The organism is Brevibacillus brevis (assembly GCF_031583145.1).
GTDB lineage: Bacteria > Bacillota > Bacilli > Brevibacillales > Brevibacillaceae > Brevibacillus > Brevibacillus brevis_E.
Map to the genome: position 1 here is coordinate 2,087,911 of NZ_CP134050.1, position 17,342 is coordinate 2,105,252.

The 17,342-nt window shown below is 55.6% G+C and carries 15 protein-coding genes and 1 other annotated feature (1 of these 16 running past the window's edge); all 15 genes read left to right on the top strand.

Going from position 1 to position 17,342, the window contains the following annotated elements:
* Positions 1–195: a binding site (T-box leader), on the top strand (it extends 52 nt beyond the left edge of the window).
* Positions 196–278: 83 nt separating this feature from the next.
* The 15 genes from RGB73_RS10365 (at position 279) to minD (ending at position 17,342) form a co-directional block, all read left to right on the top strand.
* Positions 279–2,951 (top strand): valine--tRNA ligase, encoded by a 2,673-nt coding sequence (locus tag RGB73_RS10365; RefSeq protein ID WP_310771597.1) that lies wholly within the window; start codon positions 279–281, stop codon positions 2,949–2,951.
* 44 nt (positions 2,952–2,995) lie between these two features.
* Positions 2,996–4,372: a bifunctional folylpolyglutamate synthase/dihydrofolate synthase gene (locus RGB73_RS10370; protein WP_310771600.1), complete on the top strand. Its 1,377-nt coding sequence runs from the start codon at positions 2,996–2,998 to the stop codon at positions 4,370–4,372.
* 1 nt (position 4,373) lies between these two features.
* Positions 4,374–5,756, top strand: a complete 1,383-nt coding sequence (gene murC, locus RGB73_RS10375; RefSeq protein WP_310771603.1) for a UDP-N-acetylmuramate--L-alanine ligase — start codon at positions 4,374–4,376, stop codon at positions 5,754–5,756.
* Between the two features lie 193 nt (positions 5,757–5,949).
* Positions 5,950–6,954 (top strand): ketoacyl-ACP synthase III, encoded by a 1,005-nt coding sequence (locus tag RGB73_RS10380; RefSeq protein WP_310771605.1) that lies wholly within the window; start codon positions 5,950–5,952, stop codon positions 6,952–6,954.
* A 119-nt stretch (positions 6,955–7,073) separates the two neighbouring features.
* Entirely contained in the window at positions 7,074–7,538 is a 465-nt protein-coding gene (locus tag RGB73_RS10385) for a prepilin peptidase (RefSeq protein WP_310771607.1), read from the top strand.
* A gap of 56 nt (positions 7,539–7,594) precedes the next feature.
* Positions 7,595–8,851 (top strand): hypothetical protein, encoded by a 1,257-nt coding sequence (locus RGB73_RS10390; protein ID WP_310771609.1) that lies wholly within the window; start codon positions 7,595–7,597, stop codon positions 8,849–8,851.
* A gap of 162 nt (positions 8,852–9,013) precedes the next feature.
* Positions 9,014–9,253, top strand: a complete 240-nt coding sequence (locus RGB73_RS10395; protein ID WP_310771611.1) for a DUF4321 domain-containing protein — start codon at positions 9,014–9,016, stop codon at positions 9,251–9,253.
* Positions 9,254–9,264: 11 nt separating this feature from the next.
* Entirely contained in the window at positions 9,265–9,849 is a 585-nt protein-coding gene (locus RGB73_RS10400) for a Maf family protein (RefSeq protein WP_310771613.1), read from the top strand.
* A gap of 101 nt (positions 9,850–9,950) precedes the next feature.
* Complete coding sequence (radC, locus tag RGB73_RS10405) at positions 9,951–10,649, top strand: RadC family protein (RefSeq protein ID WP_310771615.1); 699 nt, start codon at positions 9,951–9,953, stop codon at positions 10,647–10,649.
* Positions 10,650–10,698: 49 nt separating this feature from the next.
* Positions 10,699–11,742, top strand: a complete 1,044-nt coding sequence (locus tag RGB73_RS10410; RefSeq protein ID WP_310771617.1) for a rod shape-determining protein — start codon at positions 10,699–10,701, stop codon at positions 11,740–11,742.
* Between the two features lie 14 nt (positions 11,743–11,756).
* Positions 11,757–12,746: a rod shape-determining protein MreC gene (gene mreC / locus RGB73_RS10415; RefSeq protein WP_310771619.1), complete on the top strand. Its 990-nt coding sequence runs from the start codon at positions 11,757–11,759 to the stop codon at positions 12,744–12,746.
* Positions 12,746–13,273 carry a rod shape-determining protein MreD gene (gene mreD, locus RGB73_RS10420; protein WP_310771621.1) on the top strand — a complete coding sequence of 176 codons (528 nt, stop codon included), beginning with the start codon at positions 12,746–12,748 and terminating at the stop codon, positions 13,271–13,273. The genes mreC and mreD overlap by 1 nt, the downstream gene beginning before the upstream one ends.
* A 36-nt stretch (positions 13,274–13,309) precedes the next feature.
* Positions 13,310–15,748 carry a peptidoglycan D,D-transpeptidase FtsI family protein gene (locus RGB73_RS10425; RefSeq protein WP_310771623.1) on the top strand — a complete coding sequence of 813 codons (2,439 nt, stop codon included), beginning with the start codon at positions 13,310–13,312 and terminating at the stop codon, positions 15,746–15,748.
* A gap of 78 nt (positions 15,749–15,826) precedes the next feature.
* Positions 15,827–16,522 carry a septum site-determining protein MinC gene (minC, locus tag RGB73_RS10430; protein WP_310774239.1) on the top strand — a complete coding sequence of 232 codons (696 nt, stop codon included), beginning with the start codon at positions 15,827–15,829 and terminating at the stop codon, positions 16,520–16,522.
* A 25-nt stretch (positions 16,523–16,547) separates the two neighbouring features.
* The gene (gene minD / locus RGB73_RS10435; protein WP_310771625.1) at positions 16,548–17,342 is read left to right on the top strand and encodes a septum site-determining protein MinD; all 795 of its coding nucleotides are present in this window, start codon (positions 16,548–16,550) and stop codon (positions 17,340–17,342) included.

The following is a 17,342-nucleotide window of genomic DNA, read 5'->3' on the forward strand; positions in this document are numbered from 1 at the left end:
ATCACAGCTGAGAGATTCTCTAAGGTGACGAATGACTGAAGGTCGCCCAGGAGTTGTTCCGGTGAAGATGTGATCCAGCCGGAAACGGTTCGCAACCGTTATCTTGTTTGAGGGAATGCGCAAAATCCGCTAGGGCGCTAGGGATGGTGCGTATTAACAAAGGTGGTACCGCGAAATAATCCTTTCGTCCTTTGGATGAAGGGTTTTTTTATTTTCCTTTGCGATCAGAACCTGTTCTTCGCGAGGTCTTCAATCCATGTTTTTAGGAGGAGTCACGCATGTCAACCCCAAATGCACAAGACATCGATCAGTTGCTGCCCAAGAACTACGACCCGAAAGCAGCTGAGCAAAAATGGTATCCATACTGGATTCAAAACCAGTTTTTCAAGGCGGAGCGCGATCCGAACAAGCGCCCGTTTACGATCGTGATTCCCCCTCCCAACGTAACGGGGAAACTCCACCTCGGTCATGCGCTCGATACGACGCTGCAGGACATCATCACTCGAACCAAGCGGATGCAAGGGTACAGCACCCTGTTCCTGCCTGGGATGGACCATGCGGGTATCGCTACCCAGGCGCGCGTGGAAGCCACGTTGCGGGAAGAAGGCATTTCCCGTCATGACCTCGGCCGCGAGAAGTTCGTGGAAAAGGTCTGGGAATGGAAGCACATTTACGCCGGGCACATTCGCGAGCAGTGGGAAAAGCTGGGCCTCGCGCTGGATTATTCCCGCGAGCGCTTCACGATGGATGAGGGCCTGTCCCGCGCTGTTCGAGAAGTGTTTGTCCGCCTGTACGAAAAAGGGCTGATTTACCGCGGGAACCGCATCATCAACTGGGACCCGGCGGCTCGCACGGCGCTCTCCGATATCGAGGTCATTTACAAGGAAGTCAAAGGCGCTCTGCATCACATGCGCTATCCGCTCGCAGACGGCACGGGTTACATCGAGGTGGCGACCACCCGTCCGGAGACGATGCTGGGCGATACGGCCGTCGCTGTACATCCCGAAGACGAACGCTACAAGCATCTGGTCGGGAAAACCGTCATCCTGCCAATCGTCGGCCGTGAAATTCCGATCGTGGCCGATGACTACGTCGATCCGGAATTCGGCTCCGGCGCGGTGAAAATCACGCCAGCACACGACCCGAACGACTTTGAGCTGGGGCTCCGCCATCAGCTGCCGCAGATCGTCGTCATGGACGAATCCGGGACGATGAACGAACAGGCCGGTATCTACCAGGGAATGGACCGCTTCGCCTGCCGCAAGCAGATCATCAAGGATTTGAGCGAGCAAGGCGTCATGTTCAAAATCGAGGAGCACATCCATCAAGTGGGACACAGCGAGCGCAGCGACGCAGTCGTCGAGCCGTATTTGTCCACCCAATGGTTCGTGAAAATGCAGCCGCTGGCCGACGCGGCTCTCGCTAGCGCAGCAAGCGAAGACAGCGTCAAATTCGTGCCGGAGCGCTTCAAGAACAACTACCTGCGCTGGATCGAGAACATCCGCGACTGGTGCATCTCCCGTCAGCTTTGGTGGGGACACCGGATTCCGGCTTGGTACTGCCAGGATTGCGGCGAGACGATCGTTTCCCGCGAGGATGTGAGCGAGTGCCCGAGCTGCCACAGCCACAAGCTGGAGCAAGACAACGATGTGCTTGATACCTGGTTCTCTTCCGGCCTGTGGCCGTTCTCCACGCTCGGCTGGCCGGAAGAAAGCGAAGACATGAAGTACTTCTACCCGACCAATGTGCTCGTCACCGGCTACGACATCATCTTCTTCTGGGTGGCCCGCATGATCTTCACCGGGCTGGAGTTTACCGGGCAAAATCCGTTTGAGACGGTGCTGATCCACGGGATTATCCGCGACTCCGAAGGCCGCAAGATGTCCAAGTCGCTGGGCAACGGCGTCGATCCGATGGAAGTCATCGAGAAATACGGGGCCGATGCGCTTCGCTTCACGCTGGCGACAGGCAATTCGCCAGGGAACGATCAGCGCTTCTACTGGGAAAAGGTAGAGGCCAACCGCAACTTCGCCAACAAGATCTGGAACGCGTCGCGCTTTGCGCTGATGAACCTGTCGGGCTTCCGCTACGAGGACATCGATCTCAGCGGGGAGCTTTCCACTCCGGACAAGTGGATCCTGACGCGCCTGCAAAGGGCGATCGCCGATGTGACCCGCCTGACGGACGCCTTCGAGTTTGGCGAAGTGGGCCGCGTGCTCTACAACTTCATTTGGGATGACCTGTGCGACTGGTACATCGAGATGGCAAAGCTGCCGCTGTACGGAACCGACGAAGCGGCGAAAAAGACGACACAGTCCGTGCTCGTTACTGTCCTCGACCAGACGCTGCGTCTCCTGCATCCGTTCATGCCGTTCATCACGGAAGAAATTTGGCAGGCGCTGCCGCACCAAGGAGAGAGCATCACAGTAGCAGAATGGCCGACCGCGAAAGAGGAATGGATCTTTACGGACGCCGAAGCCGAGATGAATCTGCTCACGGAAGTCATCCGCAGCGTTCGCAATATCCGTGCGGAAGTGAACGTGCCGATGTCCAAAAAGATCGAGCTCTTGATCAAGCCAAACGATGCGCTTGCGCTCGAACGCCTCAAGCGAGGGGAAGATTACATCACCCGCTTCTGCAATCCGGAGCGTCTGGAAATCAGCGATCAATTGACGACGCCAGAAAAGGCCATGTCGTCCGTGATCACCGGCGCGGAGCTGTTCTTGCCGCTGGCGGGTCTGATCGATCTGGAGCAAGAGCTGGGACGTCTGGAAAAAGAACTGGCAACCCTGCACAATGAAGTGGAACGGATCGAAAAGAAACTGAACAACGCCGGCTTCATGGCGAAAGCCCCGGAAAAAGTAGTGGCTGAGGAAAAAGCCAAGATGGCCGATTACATGGAAAAGCGCGATAAAGTGATTGCGCGATTGGCTGAACTTCGGAGCGAATGATCCGCGATACCCCCGCATATTTTTGAGAATGGAGCATTGTCGTGATGAATGCAGAAGAAGGATTTGTGGAATACAAGCAAGCGCTTGACTGGCTGCATGGACTTCTCCGCTTCGGCCAAAGGCCGGGGCTGGAGAGGATGCAGTGGGTACTCTCAGAGCTGGGCAATCCGGAGCGCAGTGTGCCCTTTATCCACGTCGCCGGCACAAATGGCAAGGGTTCGACCTGCGCATTTTTGACCCAGATGCTCATGGAGGCAGGATACAGTGTAGGGACGTTTACCTCCCCGTACCTGATCGATTTTCGCGAACGCATCCGCTACAACGGAAGCATGATTGCAGAAGAAGACCTGTTGCGATTGGCAAACGAAGTGAGAGAGCTGGTCGCTCGTTGCGAAGCGGAGACGGAATTCGGCTCTCCGACGGAATTCGAAGTGATCACCCTGATCGCCATCCTCTATTTCTCGAGAGTGGCGCGGCCGGCGGTGGTCGTATGGGAGACGGGACTTGGCGGCCGCCTCGACTCGACGAACGTCGTCATCCCGCTCGTTTCTGTCATTACCAACATCGGACTCGACCATATGAACGTCCTGGGCGACAGCTTAACGGACATCGCGCGGGAAAAAGCGGGCATCATCAAGCCGGGGGTTCCGGTAGTAACCGGTGAGCGCCGTCCCGAGGTGCTCGCTGTTTTTCAGGAAAAGGCGAGCCAGACCAGGAGCACGCTTTATTGCGCCGGCCAGCATTTTTCCGGCGAGCAGACAAACGAGCAGCTGGGAGAGCAGCAGTTTACGTACCGCAGCATGCTGCGCCGCCGCGAAGAAAGCTATCGGCTGACGATGAACGGTATTCATCAGACGGACAATGCGGCGGTCGCTCTGATGACCATCGATGTCCTGCGAAATTACTTCTCCTTTTTGCTGGAAGAAGAAGAAATCTATCGCGGTTTGCAACAAACGCGTTGGCCTGGTCGTCTAGAAGTAGTCTCCCCGAGACCGCTAGTGATCTTGGACGGAGCACACAACCAGGAAGGAATGGAGGCGCTCGCAGGCAGTCTGGACCATTTGTTGCCGGAGGGTGCCCGCTTGCACCTGCTGTTTTCCGGCTTGGCGGATAAGCCGCTGTCCAAGATGGCGGAAACGCTGGGAACGCTGCAGTCGCGGATCAGCACTCTGAATCTGGCGACGTTCGATTTTCCTCGGGCGGCGGATGCCGAAGCCTTGCACGATGCGTTTTGCGCAGGTGGATGGGACCGGGAAAAGCTGGTGAACGTACCGGACTGGCGAGCATTTCTCCTTTCTTGGATGCGGGAGAAGCAATCGGCGAAGGCGGATGACTGGTTAGTCGTCTGTGGATCGCTCTACTTCATCGCCCAAGTGCGCGCATTCTTTCCCACCACAACAGTAGAAGAGGCAGGTGAATAGGGTGGATCAGGCAGAGCACGTCCACTTTGTGGGTATAGGCGGATATGGTATGAGTGCCATTGCCCGCGTCTTGATCGACCTTGGATACAAGGTAACCGGTTCCGATGTCGCCATGAACGAATTGGCGAAGAAGCTGGAAGCAAGAGGGGCAGCCATTCAGATTGGCCATTCTGCCAGCCATGTAGAGGGAGCAGACATCATCGTCTACTCTACCAGCATTCCCAAGGACAATCCGGAAGTCGTCGCAGCAGAGAAACAAGGGATCCCTGTCATGCACCGCTCGCAGATGCTTGCCCGCATCTTGAATGAACGGACCGGTGTAGCGGTAGCGGGAGCGCACGGCAAGACAACGACTACCTCCATGATTTCTCACGTCATGGAAGAGTGCGGAGTCGACCCGACCTTCATCATCGGCGGGGAGCTGATGAATGCGGGCACCAATGCAAAAGCGGGAAGCAGCGATTACGTGATCGCCGAAGCGGACGAAAGCGACGGTTCGTTCCTCGAATATCGTCCGATGTACGAGGTGGTCACGAGTATCGAGCCGGATCATCTGGAGCATTTCGACGGGGATTTCAACAATTTGAAAAAGGCGTACGAAAAATTCCTCAGCCATTTGAAGCCGGGCGGTAAAGCCGTCTTGTGCATCGACGACGAGCATGTGCGAGAGGTGATTCCGTCCGTCGCGGAAACAGTGGTTACGTACGCGATAGAAGCGCCGCACGTCGACTCGGCCGACTATCGGGCTGTGAATATTGAATGCGGCGATCGCCGCAGCCGCTGCCAGGTATACCACAAGGAGCAGCTGCTGGGCGAACTGGCGCTGACCGTTCCAGGCAAGCACAATGTTGCCAATGCGTTGGCTGCGATCATTGTCTGCCTGGATGCCGGTCTTGCGTTTGAACAGATTGCGAACGCCCTGACTTCATTCCGTGGAGCCAAGAGGCGCTTCCAAATCATCGGGGAGTCGAAGGACATTCTCGTCGTGGACGACTACGCCCATCACCCGACGGAAATCATTGCGACCTTGAAGGGCGCGAAAGCATCCGGAAGACGCGTCATCGCCGTGTTTCAGCCGCAGCGCTACACGCGTACGTACTTCCTCATGGATGAGTTTAGCCGGGCGTTCTCCGATGCCGATGAAGTCATCATCACGGACATTTACTCGCCGGCAGGGGAAGCCAAGATCGAAGGAGTCTCGTCCGAGGTCTTGGTGCAAAAAATTCGTGTGAACAGCCATGCTCGCGCGCAGTATATCCCGACCAAGGAGCAGCTGCAGGAGCAGCTCTACAAGGAGCTGAAACCGGGGGATCTGGTGTTGACCATGGGAGCGGGCGACATTTGGAAGTCGGCGTTCTGGCTCGCGGAAGAGCTGGCGAAATAAATGGTTTCCTCGGGATGAGGATTCCCATAAAAAGACTTGGACCACATTCGGTTCAAGTCTTTTTTTATACAGACCCTGGGCCACGATGGGGATGAGCCCGCAAGCGCTTTGCCAAAAGGTCGAGAAAAAAATAGTACTAGGTACTAATAGTTAGTGATATAATCTGGTTATAAAAAATCCGAGGTGATGATAGATGACCATGAATTCACTGGCTAGAATTACCGCAATCGGCACGTACGTCCCGGAGCGGATCCTGACGAATGCAGACCTGGAGAAGATCGTCGATACATCGAATGAATGGATTTTGCAAAGAACGGGCATCCACGAGAGACGGATTGCCGCCGAAGATGAGTTTACCAGCCACCTTTCCATTGCTGCTGTTGAAAATCTCGTTTCCACCTATCGGAAGTCTTTGTCCGATGTCGATATGATTCTCGTGGCCACATCAACCCCGGACTATCCGTTTCCGAGCGTCGCCAGCCAGCTGCAAGCCCATTTCGGAATCGAGCAGGCGGGGGCGCTGGACCTCGGGGCCACCTGTGCAGGTTTTACGTACGCCTTGCATATGGCCAACGCGATGATCAGCTCGGGAATGCATCGGAAAGTGCTCGTTGTTGCCGCGGAAACACTGTCCAAAGTGACCGATTACACGGATCGGACGACCTGCATCCTCTTTGGCGATGGAGCAGGGGCCGTCTTGGTCGAGCGTGACGAGAAGCATCCGAGCTTTCGATCTGCTTACTTGGGGACAAAAGGGGAAGGAGGCATCAACGTATATCGCTCCGGTCTGTCCACCGAAATGGGAGGACGCAAGCTGGCAGGGGACGGCTGCATCGTCCAAAACGGCAGGGAAGTGTACAAGTGGGTGGTATCCACTATGCCGAAAGGGATGCAGGAAGTAGTCAGCCGTGCAAATGCGACGCTGGAGGACGTCGATTGGTTCATCCCGCACAGCGCCAATTTGCGCATGATCGAATCCGTCTGCGAAAAGAGCGGATTCCCTTTGGAAAAGATGCTTTACAGTCTGGAGTACTACGGCAACACATCGGCCGCTACGATTCCCCTGGCGCTGGAAAAAGGAATTCGCGAAGGGGCGGTCAAAGCAGGCGATACCCTCTTGCTGTACGGATTTGGCGGCGGGCTCGTCCACGCGGGTATGCTCGTGACGTGGAATCCTCCTGCTCCAGAAGAGGCATAGGAGAGCTTTTGTTTACTTTGATTGCCGTCCGTCAGGCGACTCGCCCGGACGGCTTTTTTCGTCCCGGAAACCATTGTTAGGATGGAAAAAGAACAACTCGGAAAGGGGGCAGATCAGGAGTGGCAGTGGCGACGGAAGCGATCGCAAGGGGAGGGGGAGACAGCGCCATGGAATGGATGCTCATCGTCCTGTGCGTCTGCGTCTCCTGGATAGATTTGCGGTACAGACGAATTCCCAATCGGGCTATCCTGACGGGGCTGGCTGCCTCCATGCTGATCGGGCTGATCTTATGGCCGGAGGGGCTATGGCCAGGGCGCATCGGGAGCGGCGGGGCGATGCTTCTCGCCTTTGGCACCGTCTCTTGGCTTTTGCCGAGTGCTCTTGGGATGGGGGATGCCAAGCTGCTCGGTTTGCTCGGGTTTGCACTGGGGCTTCGGGCTTCGATTATCATCGTGACCCTGGCCTCTCTGCTCGCCTTGCTGGTTTCACTCTACCTCCTGGTGAAAAATCGGATGGACGGGCGATCCGAGCTTCCGTTCGCGCCTTTTGTGACGGTTGGACTGTTGCTGTACTGCCAGGCGTAGTCATATCCCGCTACCTTGCCACGTAAGCTAGTACAAAGAGCCTGTTGCTGGGGGGCATGGTTGTGAACGGAGAAAAGCGGAACAACGTCAAGGTGAAAATGAACGGAAGGTTTTGGGACAGCTCAAACCAGACCGCCAAAGAGACGATAGAATCGCCAAAGGAGCCGCGGACACGGACGAAGATCCCGTTCCCGGCGCAGCCGATCGTGCAAAAAGGCAACGAAGCGTGGGATCGCATGATGCAGCTGCGAGCGACAACGGAACGAGAAACGGCAAGGGAGCCGGTGGTAATGCTGGACGAGCCGGCAGCCGAAGATACCGTGGAGGAGACGGTTTTTAGCAAAAGGCGGGCGACACGGGTCTTTTCCGCCTGGGCGAGCGGACCGATCATGCGGACGGTGCTGACCACGGGCGGAGCGGTTGCCATCGGGCTTTTATTCGGGTTTCTCGTCTTGACCGTCTTCTCGGAAAAAGATTTGTCGGAGTCGTACCGGAATGTGCTGGGCGAAACCGTACAGACGCTGACGGCCCAAAGTCAGCCGACTGAAGGGGCAGGGCAGCAGCTGCCGGCAGCAGGGCCCGTCTTGCCGGGAGGGAATCGCCAGGCGGCGGACCCGCAACCTGCCGCTGGCGGCACACATACGGATGTAAATGTGCAAGTACAACAGATCAAGATGTTTGTCGCGCAAGCAGGGGTATTTCAGCCGGATACCCAGCCCCAAGCGGCCACAGAACCGCTCGACAAGCAAGGGCTCCCGCATTTGCTCTACAAGGACGCTGCCAAGCAGTACGTGTTTGCTGCTGCGGCTCCGACGCGGGACGCTGTGCTGGGATTCGCGGCGAGCTTGAAAAACAAAGGCATCGACGTATACGTCAAGGAGTTTTCCTTCCCCGCCTATCAAGGAAAGGTCGCGGTGTCTGGGTCTTCGGACGCCAAGGATCATCCCGATCTTAACTCGTTTTTCGCAGGCGGATCGAAGCTGGTTCAGATGCTGTCCGCTCACTCGGGACAAGTCATTGCAAACGCGCAGCCTGTTCTGTCCCAGGAGGAGGCTGCGGCCATGAAGGAACAGCATCGCCAGTTTTTGGAGAGAAGCCGTCTGGTACCGACGCAAGGTCAGGCAGCGGCGTACTTCAGCGGGATGGTGAACGGCATCAATCAGGCGATGGCAGCCCGGGACAAGATGGCGGAGGCCAACGCCGGCAAAAAGCCGCAAAGCGCCGAATCGTACGCCTGGCAAGTACAGGCGGGCATCCTGGCTTACCTGGAGAATTACGCAGCCTGGATCCAAGAGGCGCAAAAAACCGAATAATGCGTAAATAAACGGGCTTCCGACAAGGTTTTCTTGCAGGAAGTCTTTTCTTTCTTTACTGTAATTACCAAGAGCATTCGGGGATTGTTTCCCCCCCGTCCATTTGCTACACTTATTGATGGCAAAAAGAGAATCCCTTGTAAACAGGGAGTGGGAAGGTTCATGGGGAAAGAAACGCTTACACTTTTGCTTCTTTTGGTTTGCGGACTTTTGTGTGGCAGCATAATTGGGGAGATTTTGAGCCCCTGGGTCCCTTTCCTCACAAAGAGTAAAGTGATATCATGGCACCCTGCGGCTGATTTAGAAATTTTGAAGTACGAACTGAACTTTCAGGTAAAGCTAAATCTAGCCAGTGTCGGAGGGCTCGCCCTCGCATTTTGGATACATCGACGAATGAAGTAGGTTGAAAACGGATGAAAACACAAACAGCTCTTACTCTTGCCTCCTCCTCTCCGCGTCGTCGGGAATTGCTGCAAGCTTTGGGCATCGCCTTCAAGGTACAGTCCAGCGACGTGGATGAGACGACTGCGCCAGGCTTGTCTCCGCAAGAAGTGGTAGAAGAACTCGCCCTGCGAAAAGCGCGGGCTGTAGCCTCCACTCTGTCGGAGGGAGTCGTGCTGGGATCGGATACGATCGTCGTGCTGGATGATCGGATTCTCGGCAAACCCGCGGATGAAGCGGATGCCTTTCGGATGCTGTCCATGCTTCAGGGACGCGAGCACACCGTGTACAGCGGCGTGGCCCTGATCGAAGCAGCCTCCGGACGGTCGGAAGTGGCACACAGCAGCACACGGGTAAAAATCCGAGCTCTCTCGGAGGCAGAAATCAAAGCGTACATTGCCACGCGAGAGCCAATGGACAAGGCGGGGTCGTACGCCATCCAGGGCATAGGCGCGACGATTGTGGAAGGCATCGCGGGAGACTATTTCACCGTAGTTGGCCTCCCGCTTTGTCTGACGGCAAATATGCTATCCCGCTTTGGAATCACGGTATTGTAGGGTTACGCGCTTGGTTTCAAGCGGCAACGGCAATCCATCACGTGAGCGTCTCCGAGTCCAGCCGTTACCGATGTAAAGTGATTGGCTGGAGGTCGGTTGATTTGGCAACAAATACCTGTAACAAAACGCATGTGAAAAACGTCCCTTACTATGACCGTCCACGTGAAAGGCTACTTCGCGAAGGAGCGGTCCATCTGTCTGACACGGAGTTGCTTGCCATATTGCTTCGGACAGGCACGGAGAAGGAGTCGGCATACGAGCTGGCCCAGCGACTGCTCTCCAGGTTTGAAGACCTGAGGGGCTTGGCCCAGGCGTCTCATGCTGAGTTAATCGAGGTAAAGGGAATTGGTCAGGTCAAGGCGATCGAGTTGCACGCCGCGTTTGAGCTGGGCAGAAGGCTCACCGGCGTGCCACGGCGCAGCCGTGCGTCCATTCGATTGCCTCGTGATGTGGCTGATTTGATGATACCTGAGCTCTCTCATTTGACTCAGGAGCATTTTGTCTGCCTCTTTCTCAACACCAAGAACCATGTGATAGGCAAGCAAACGATTTTTGTAGGCAGCCTGGACTCTTCGATCGTACACCCGCGAGAGGTCTTCAAGGAAGCGATACGCCGTAGCAGTGCTTCCGTCATTTGCCTACATAACCATCCGAGCGGCGACCCCACACCAAGCAGGGAAGACATCGCGATTACGCGAACGCTTCGGGAAGCGGGAGAACTCGTAGGAATTTCACTGCTGGATCACGTGATTATCGGGGATGGAAAGTACGTCAGCCTGAAAGAGCAGGGGTACCTGTAAAGAAAGAAACACAATGCTTGCGACTGTAAATATCGGAAGGAGTTTTTTTATGTTTGGTGGATTTACACGTGACTTGGGGATTGACCTCGGCACTGCCAATACACTCGTATTTGTAAAAGGGAAAGGGATCGTCGTAAGAGAACCGTCTGTAGTCGCGATCCGTACGAACAACAACTCGATCGAAGCTGTGGGGAACGCAGCGAAAAGCATGATCGGCCGTACGCCGGGCAACATTGTGGCCGTACGCCCGATGAAAGACGGAGTTATCGCGGACTTCGACACGACGGCCACGATGATGCGTTACTTCATTAATCAGGCGCAAAAGAATCAGGGCCTGTTCAGCCGCCGTCCGAATGTAATGGTATGTGTACCGTCCGGGATCACCGCCGTCGAGAAGCGTGCGGTGGAAGACGCCACCAAACAAGCGGGTGCAAAAGAAGCGCATACGATTGAAGAACCGTTTGCCGCGGCGATCGGAGCCGATCTTCCGGTATGGGAGCCGACAGGCAGCATGGTCGTCGATATCGGCGGGGGAACCACAGAGGTCGCCATCATTTCCCTGGGAGGCATCGTGACTTCCCGTTCGATTCGCGTGGCGGGGGACGAGATGGACGAAGCCATCATTCAATACATCAAGCGCAGATACAACCTGATGATCGGGGAGCGCACCGCCGAGACTCTGAAGCTGGAGATCGGCTCCGCGATCGCACCGGAAGAACCGGAAAACGTGGAAATTCGCGGGCGCGACCTGGTGACAGGCCTGCCGAAAACTCTCTCGGTGAGCAGCACGGAAATCGCGGAAGCATTGGCAGAGACCGTATCGGCCATCGTCGAAGCGGTGAAAGTCACATTGGAGAAGAGTCCACCCGAGCTCGCGGCCGACATTATGGATCGCGGCATTGTTCTGACCGGGGGCGGAGCCCTGCTGCGAAATCTGGACAGATTGCTGAGCAAGGAAACGGGTATGCCTGTGCACGTCGCTGAGAATGCGCTGGACTGCGTTGCGATCGGAACGGGACGTGCGCTGGAGAACATTCACCTGTTCAAGTCAAAGCACGGCATCACCTCTTCCCGGCAAAAACGGGGTAAATAAACGGAGGTCAGGGCATGTCGTTTTTCGGGAACAAGCGGCTTATCATCGTACTCGTAGGCCTGGTCCTGCTCATTTCCGTCGTGGGTTTCACTTCCCGGGATCGTGTGAGTCTGACTTGGCCGGAGATGTTTTTCAAAGATACCTTCAGCATGGTGCAGGGCTTCTTTTATCGCCCTGCACAGGCTGTTTCTGGCTTTTTTCAGGAAGTCGACGATGCTTACAACGTCTATGAAGAGAACAAGGCGCTCAAGGCAAACCTCGATCAATACGCCCGCCTGACAGCGGAAGTGCAGGGCTTGCAAGCCGAGAACGCCCGCCTGCGCGAGATTCTCAATGTGAAAGATTCGCTCAAGTCCTACCAGCTTCGCATTGCCGAGGTAGTAGCCCGCAATCCGGATACGTGGAACAACGTCATCACGATCGACAAAGGATTGAAGCAAGGGATCAAAAAGGACATGGCTGTCATCACCTCCAAAGGCTTGATTGGACGGGTGCAGAGCGTAGCCAACTTTTCCTCTACCGTCGAGCTGTTGACCAGCTATGAGCGGCGCGACCACATTTCCGCCGTCATTCAGACGACGCAGGTGGTAAACGGACAGACGACGGTTCATCCGGTCAGCGGCGTCGTGGAAGAGTACGACCCACAGGAGAGACTGCTGGTCATGCGGAAAATTCCTTGGGGACAGAAGATTGAGGCAAAGCAGCAAGTCATTTCGTCGGGACTGGGGGGCGTCGTTCCCAGCAATCTGCCGATCGGTTACATCGTGCGGGTAGAGCCTGACGATTACGGGCTGACGCAGACCGCGTACATCCAGCCGACCGCTGATTTCTCCCAACTGAACGAAGTCATGATCGTAGAACGAAGCTTTTCCATTTCTGCAAATGGTGAGCTGATTCCACAAACGACGGGTCAAACGACAACCCCGCCGGGGAACAGCAATCCGTCCCAGTCGACCAAGGCAAACACGGGTGCCACGCCGGGTACAAACGGGGGTGGCCAGTAATGCAGCGCTTTGTCCTGACGCTTACCATTTTGGTCCTGTTCATTTTAGAAGGGACCGTCTTTCAAGTGATCGCTTCCGCAACATGGGGTCTGTCCTGGACGACAGTACCCCGCTTTGCGCTGGTATGCTGTATTTTTATCTCGATGTTCTTGGGCAGGCGGGAAGGACTCTACTACGGCTTTGTCTTCGGCTTTCTGCAGGATGTGCTGTACGGGCAGATCATCGGACTATACACCATGTCCATGATGGTCGCCAGCTACTTTGCAGGGCTGATCGTTCTCTTGTTCCAGCGCGGTTTCGGGATGGTGTTTGTGACGAGCACGGTCATTTTGTTCGGGCATGAGTGGCTCTTGTACAGCATGTTTCGGCTGTTTGCAAGCGCCCCCGGCGACGTCCAGTGGATGCTGAACCATCAGATTTTGCCGACCGTCATTCTCAACGTCATTTTTGCCTTGCTGACCTACGTCCCGATCATGAAAATGTGCAGCAAGATTCAGGCGAAAAAGCGGGATCTGCACGCGGAATAAGTTTAATTACGGCTACCCGTAAGGAGGGGAGAACTCGTGGAGGAGACGAAAGAGCCGAAATCGAATATTCCGATTCGGTTGAACATCCTGTTTCTGATCGTGTTCCTGTTTTTTGCCGCGATTATTTTGCGTCTCGCCTTCGTGCAGCTGGTAGAAGGGGAGCAGTACCGTCACGAATTGGAAAAATTCAGTATCCGCGAGCTGCCGATTTCCGCCCCGCGTGGACGGATTCTCGACAAAAACGGGACGGTGCTGGTCTCCAACAAGCCTGTGTACACAGTCCAGTATGTGGAAGAGCAAGGACAGGATATCGACGAGGAAAAAGTGGCGGATCGGCTGGCGAAGATTCTCGTTCCGGACGAAGGAAAGATGGGGACCGACAAAGAGCTCCTCAAGAAAACTATCGAGCTGCGGTCCACATTGCCTGTTGCCTTTGACGCCCAAAAAACAGCAGAGCTAAAGGCGCTGATCACACCCAAGCTGCAAAAGGTTCCGCAGCAAGGGCAGGTCGATGCGATGTCCGACTATGATTTGGTAAAAACCGCGTTGTACGTGGGACTTCGGGTTCGGTCGCCCTTTGATGAAAAGGACCGGGAGAACGTCATCAACAAGCTGAAAGCAAATACCAAGACGGCGGGCAACGCGACAGCGCTCGACGGACTGTCCGATCTGGAGCTGCTGAAAACGGCGATCAGCGCCAATCTCCAGCTCACGCTCAAGCTGGACAAGGAAGACCGGGATGACCTGATCAAGGAAGTGAAGGCCCAGATCCGGGCTTTGCCGACGCCGGCCGAGCTCGGCGACAAGTCCGATATGGATTTGCTGCGGTACGCTTCCTTGTTCGAGCTGGACGTCGCCCTGCCGTTGACCGACGCACAGCGCCAGTTCCAATGGCACAAGCTGTCGCTCCTGCAGGAAATGCGCTCTCCCAATCTGGCGAGCTACATTCCGCGGCGGGTGAAAGTGAATATCTCGGAGAAAGAGATGTTCCAAATTGAAGAGCGGCGGACCGAGCTGCCCGGGATCAGCGTCGTGCTGGAGCCGGTGCGGCAAATCATGGAGGATCCGGACGGCTCCGCTTTCGGTACGCACTTCCTCGGATACATCAACGCGATTCGTCCCGAAAGTCTGAAAGAATACGAGGCACAAGGCTACAACGCCATCGACCGCGTAGGGGTGACCGGGCTGGAGGCGTATTACGAACGGTATTTGCGAGGGAAGGACGGCATCATGGACGTCCACGTGAACAAAAACTCGGAAACCGTGGAAAAAACGATGCGGCAGGCGCCGGAGCCGGGCAACGATCTCGTCCTCGCCCTGGACTGGCGTTTCCAGAGCAAGGTCGAGGCGATATTGAAGGAAGAAGTAGAGGCATTCAAAAAGAAGCCTTCTACGCCGAAAGAATTCAAAGATGCGCATGTATTGGCGATGAATCCGAATACGGGGGAAATTCTGGCGATGGCCAGCTACCCCGATTACAATCTGAACTGGTATTACGATCGCAAGGTGTTCAACCAAAATTACTCGTCGGTGATTCTGCCAAACGAGTCCAATCGATTCATTTACACGCCGTATCCGCCGGCCTCTACGTACAAGCCTCTGTCTGTCATGATCGCCCTGCAGGAAGGTCTGACGACGCCGAACGAGACGATCTACGACAGCGGCGGCTTGAAGGTAGGGACATCCTACAAGCGCAACTGGAAAGCGGGCGGCCACGGGCCGGTAAACGCCCGCCGTGCTCTGCAAGTATCCAACAACACGTACATGTACGAAATGGCGATCCGTCTGGCGAAGAAAGGCAAAGAAGGCTGGGAAAAGCAGTTTTCCGTGCTCGACTACTACAATGCCCAGTTCGGTCTTGGCGTGAAGACCGGGGTTGACCTGCCGGGCGAAAAGACCGGATGGGAAAACCCCAACCTCTACTACGGGAACCTGGCTGACGCCATGATCGGACAGTACGACCTGTTCACGCCGATGCAGATCGCTCAGTACGTGTCCACCATCGCCAATGGCGGGTACCGGATTCGTCCTCATCTCGTCGATGAAATCCGCCGCGGGACGACGGACCCGAAAAAACCGGGCCAGACGTTGACTCGCATCGAGCCGGAAGTGCTCAACCGGGTCAACATCGATCCGAAATACATTCAAGTCGTAAAAGAAGGAATGCACATGGTTACCCAGCCAGGCGGTACGGTTTCCCGTGCATTTGCCGGATTGCCTTACAATGTGGCGGCCAAGTCCGGTACGGCGCAGACAGGAAAACGGGCGGAAAACGCATTGGTCGTCGGATTCGCTCCGTACGAAAATCCGCAGATCGTGTTCGTCGTGGTTGCGCCGAACAGTTTGAAGGACGGTACCTCCAGTTCGGATGCGACCGGTCCGATCGCCCGACGCCTGCTCGAGGCGTATGACGAATTGAATCCAGGTGTTCTTCATCCGGCTTCGCCCGCTTCCTCCACGAACGCGAAGCAATAGCCATAAGCGTTGCGGCGTCATTTGACCCGTTTCGGCAAATTTTTCAAGCAGAGCAGGAAAAAACTTTCCGTGTGGCGAATGGTATCGGTCGAGGTGAAACAGGTGACGACTGTGAAAAGCAAGGTCACAATCAAAGGAACAAAAGAAGGTCTCGTCTTTTTCATGGATGACGCCTGTTCCTTCGACGAACTGCTGGCCGATTTGCGTGAAAAAATAGAGCATAGCCATCAACAGATCTTATCAGGGCCGCTGATTCGGGTATCCATTAAATTGGGAAAACGGTACTGCACTCCTGAGCAGCAGGAGCAGTTGACTCAAATTATCCGGCAGAAAGGCAATCTGGTCATTCATACCGTTGAGGCGGATGTGATCACACGGGAAGAAGCCCTTGCCGAGCGTCTTAAGACCCAGTTTTCCGTAAAGGTAAACACGGTTCGCTCCGGACAAGTCCTCGAATATGACGGAGACTTGCTCCTTTTGGGGGATGTCAACCCGGGAGGAATCGTACGCAGCACGGGAAATATTTACGTGCTGGGGCATTTGCGGGGATATGCCCATGCAGGCATTTCCGGGGACAGTCAGGTCATTATCGCCGCTGCTGTCATGAGTCCCACCCAACTTCGGATCGCTGACGTCATCAGCAAGCCGGGGGAGGAATGGACGACCAATTCGGGGGGGACGGAATTTGCCTACCTCGAAAATGACACGATGCTGGTAGCCAAAATGAACTACTTGCCGCGAATACGCCCCGAACTGGGAGAACAAAGGCTGTAGGGTTGAGTGAAGAGGAGGAACGGATGTGGGGATAGGAATTGTCGTAACTTCTGGTAAAGGCGGCGTGGGAAAGACGACCACTTCCGCAAATTTGGGCACAGCTCTCGCATTGCTGGGTCAAAAGGTGTGCATGGTCGATACCGACATCGGGCTGCGCAATCTGGACGTCGTCATGGGCCTCGAGAACCGCATCATCTATGACCTGGTGGACGTTGCGGAGGGCGCATGCCGTCTGCCGCAGGCGCTGATCAAGGACAAGCGCTTCGAGAACCTGGCGCTGTTGCCTGCTGCCCAGACCAAGGACAAGTCAGCGGTATCGCCGGAGCAAATGAATGAAATCGTCACGCAATTGAAGCGGGAATACGACTATGTGATCATCGACTGCCCGGCCGGAATCGAGCAAGGGTTCCGCAATGCCGTGGCGGGCGCGGACCAAGCCATCGTTGTCACGACGCCGGAAAAGGCCGCTGTACGCGATGCCGACCGCATCATCGGCCTTTTGGAGCGCGAAAAGGTCGGAATGCCCAAGCTCGTCATCAACCGCGTGCGCTCGCATATGGTGAAAAATGGTGATATGCTGGATGTCGAGGACATCTTGGATTTATTGGCGATTGACTTGATTGGTGTCGTGCCCGATGATGATCATGTCATCAAATCGGCCAACCAGGGAGAGCCGGCCGTGATGAACCACGAGTCGCGCGCTTCCATCGCCTATCGCAATATTGCCCGCAGACTGTTGGGCGAGGCTGTACCGTTGCAGCCATTAGAAGAAAAAGTTGGCGTGTTTCATCGCATGCGCAAGTTCTTTGGATTGAAATAG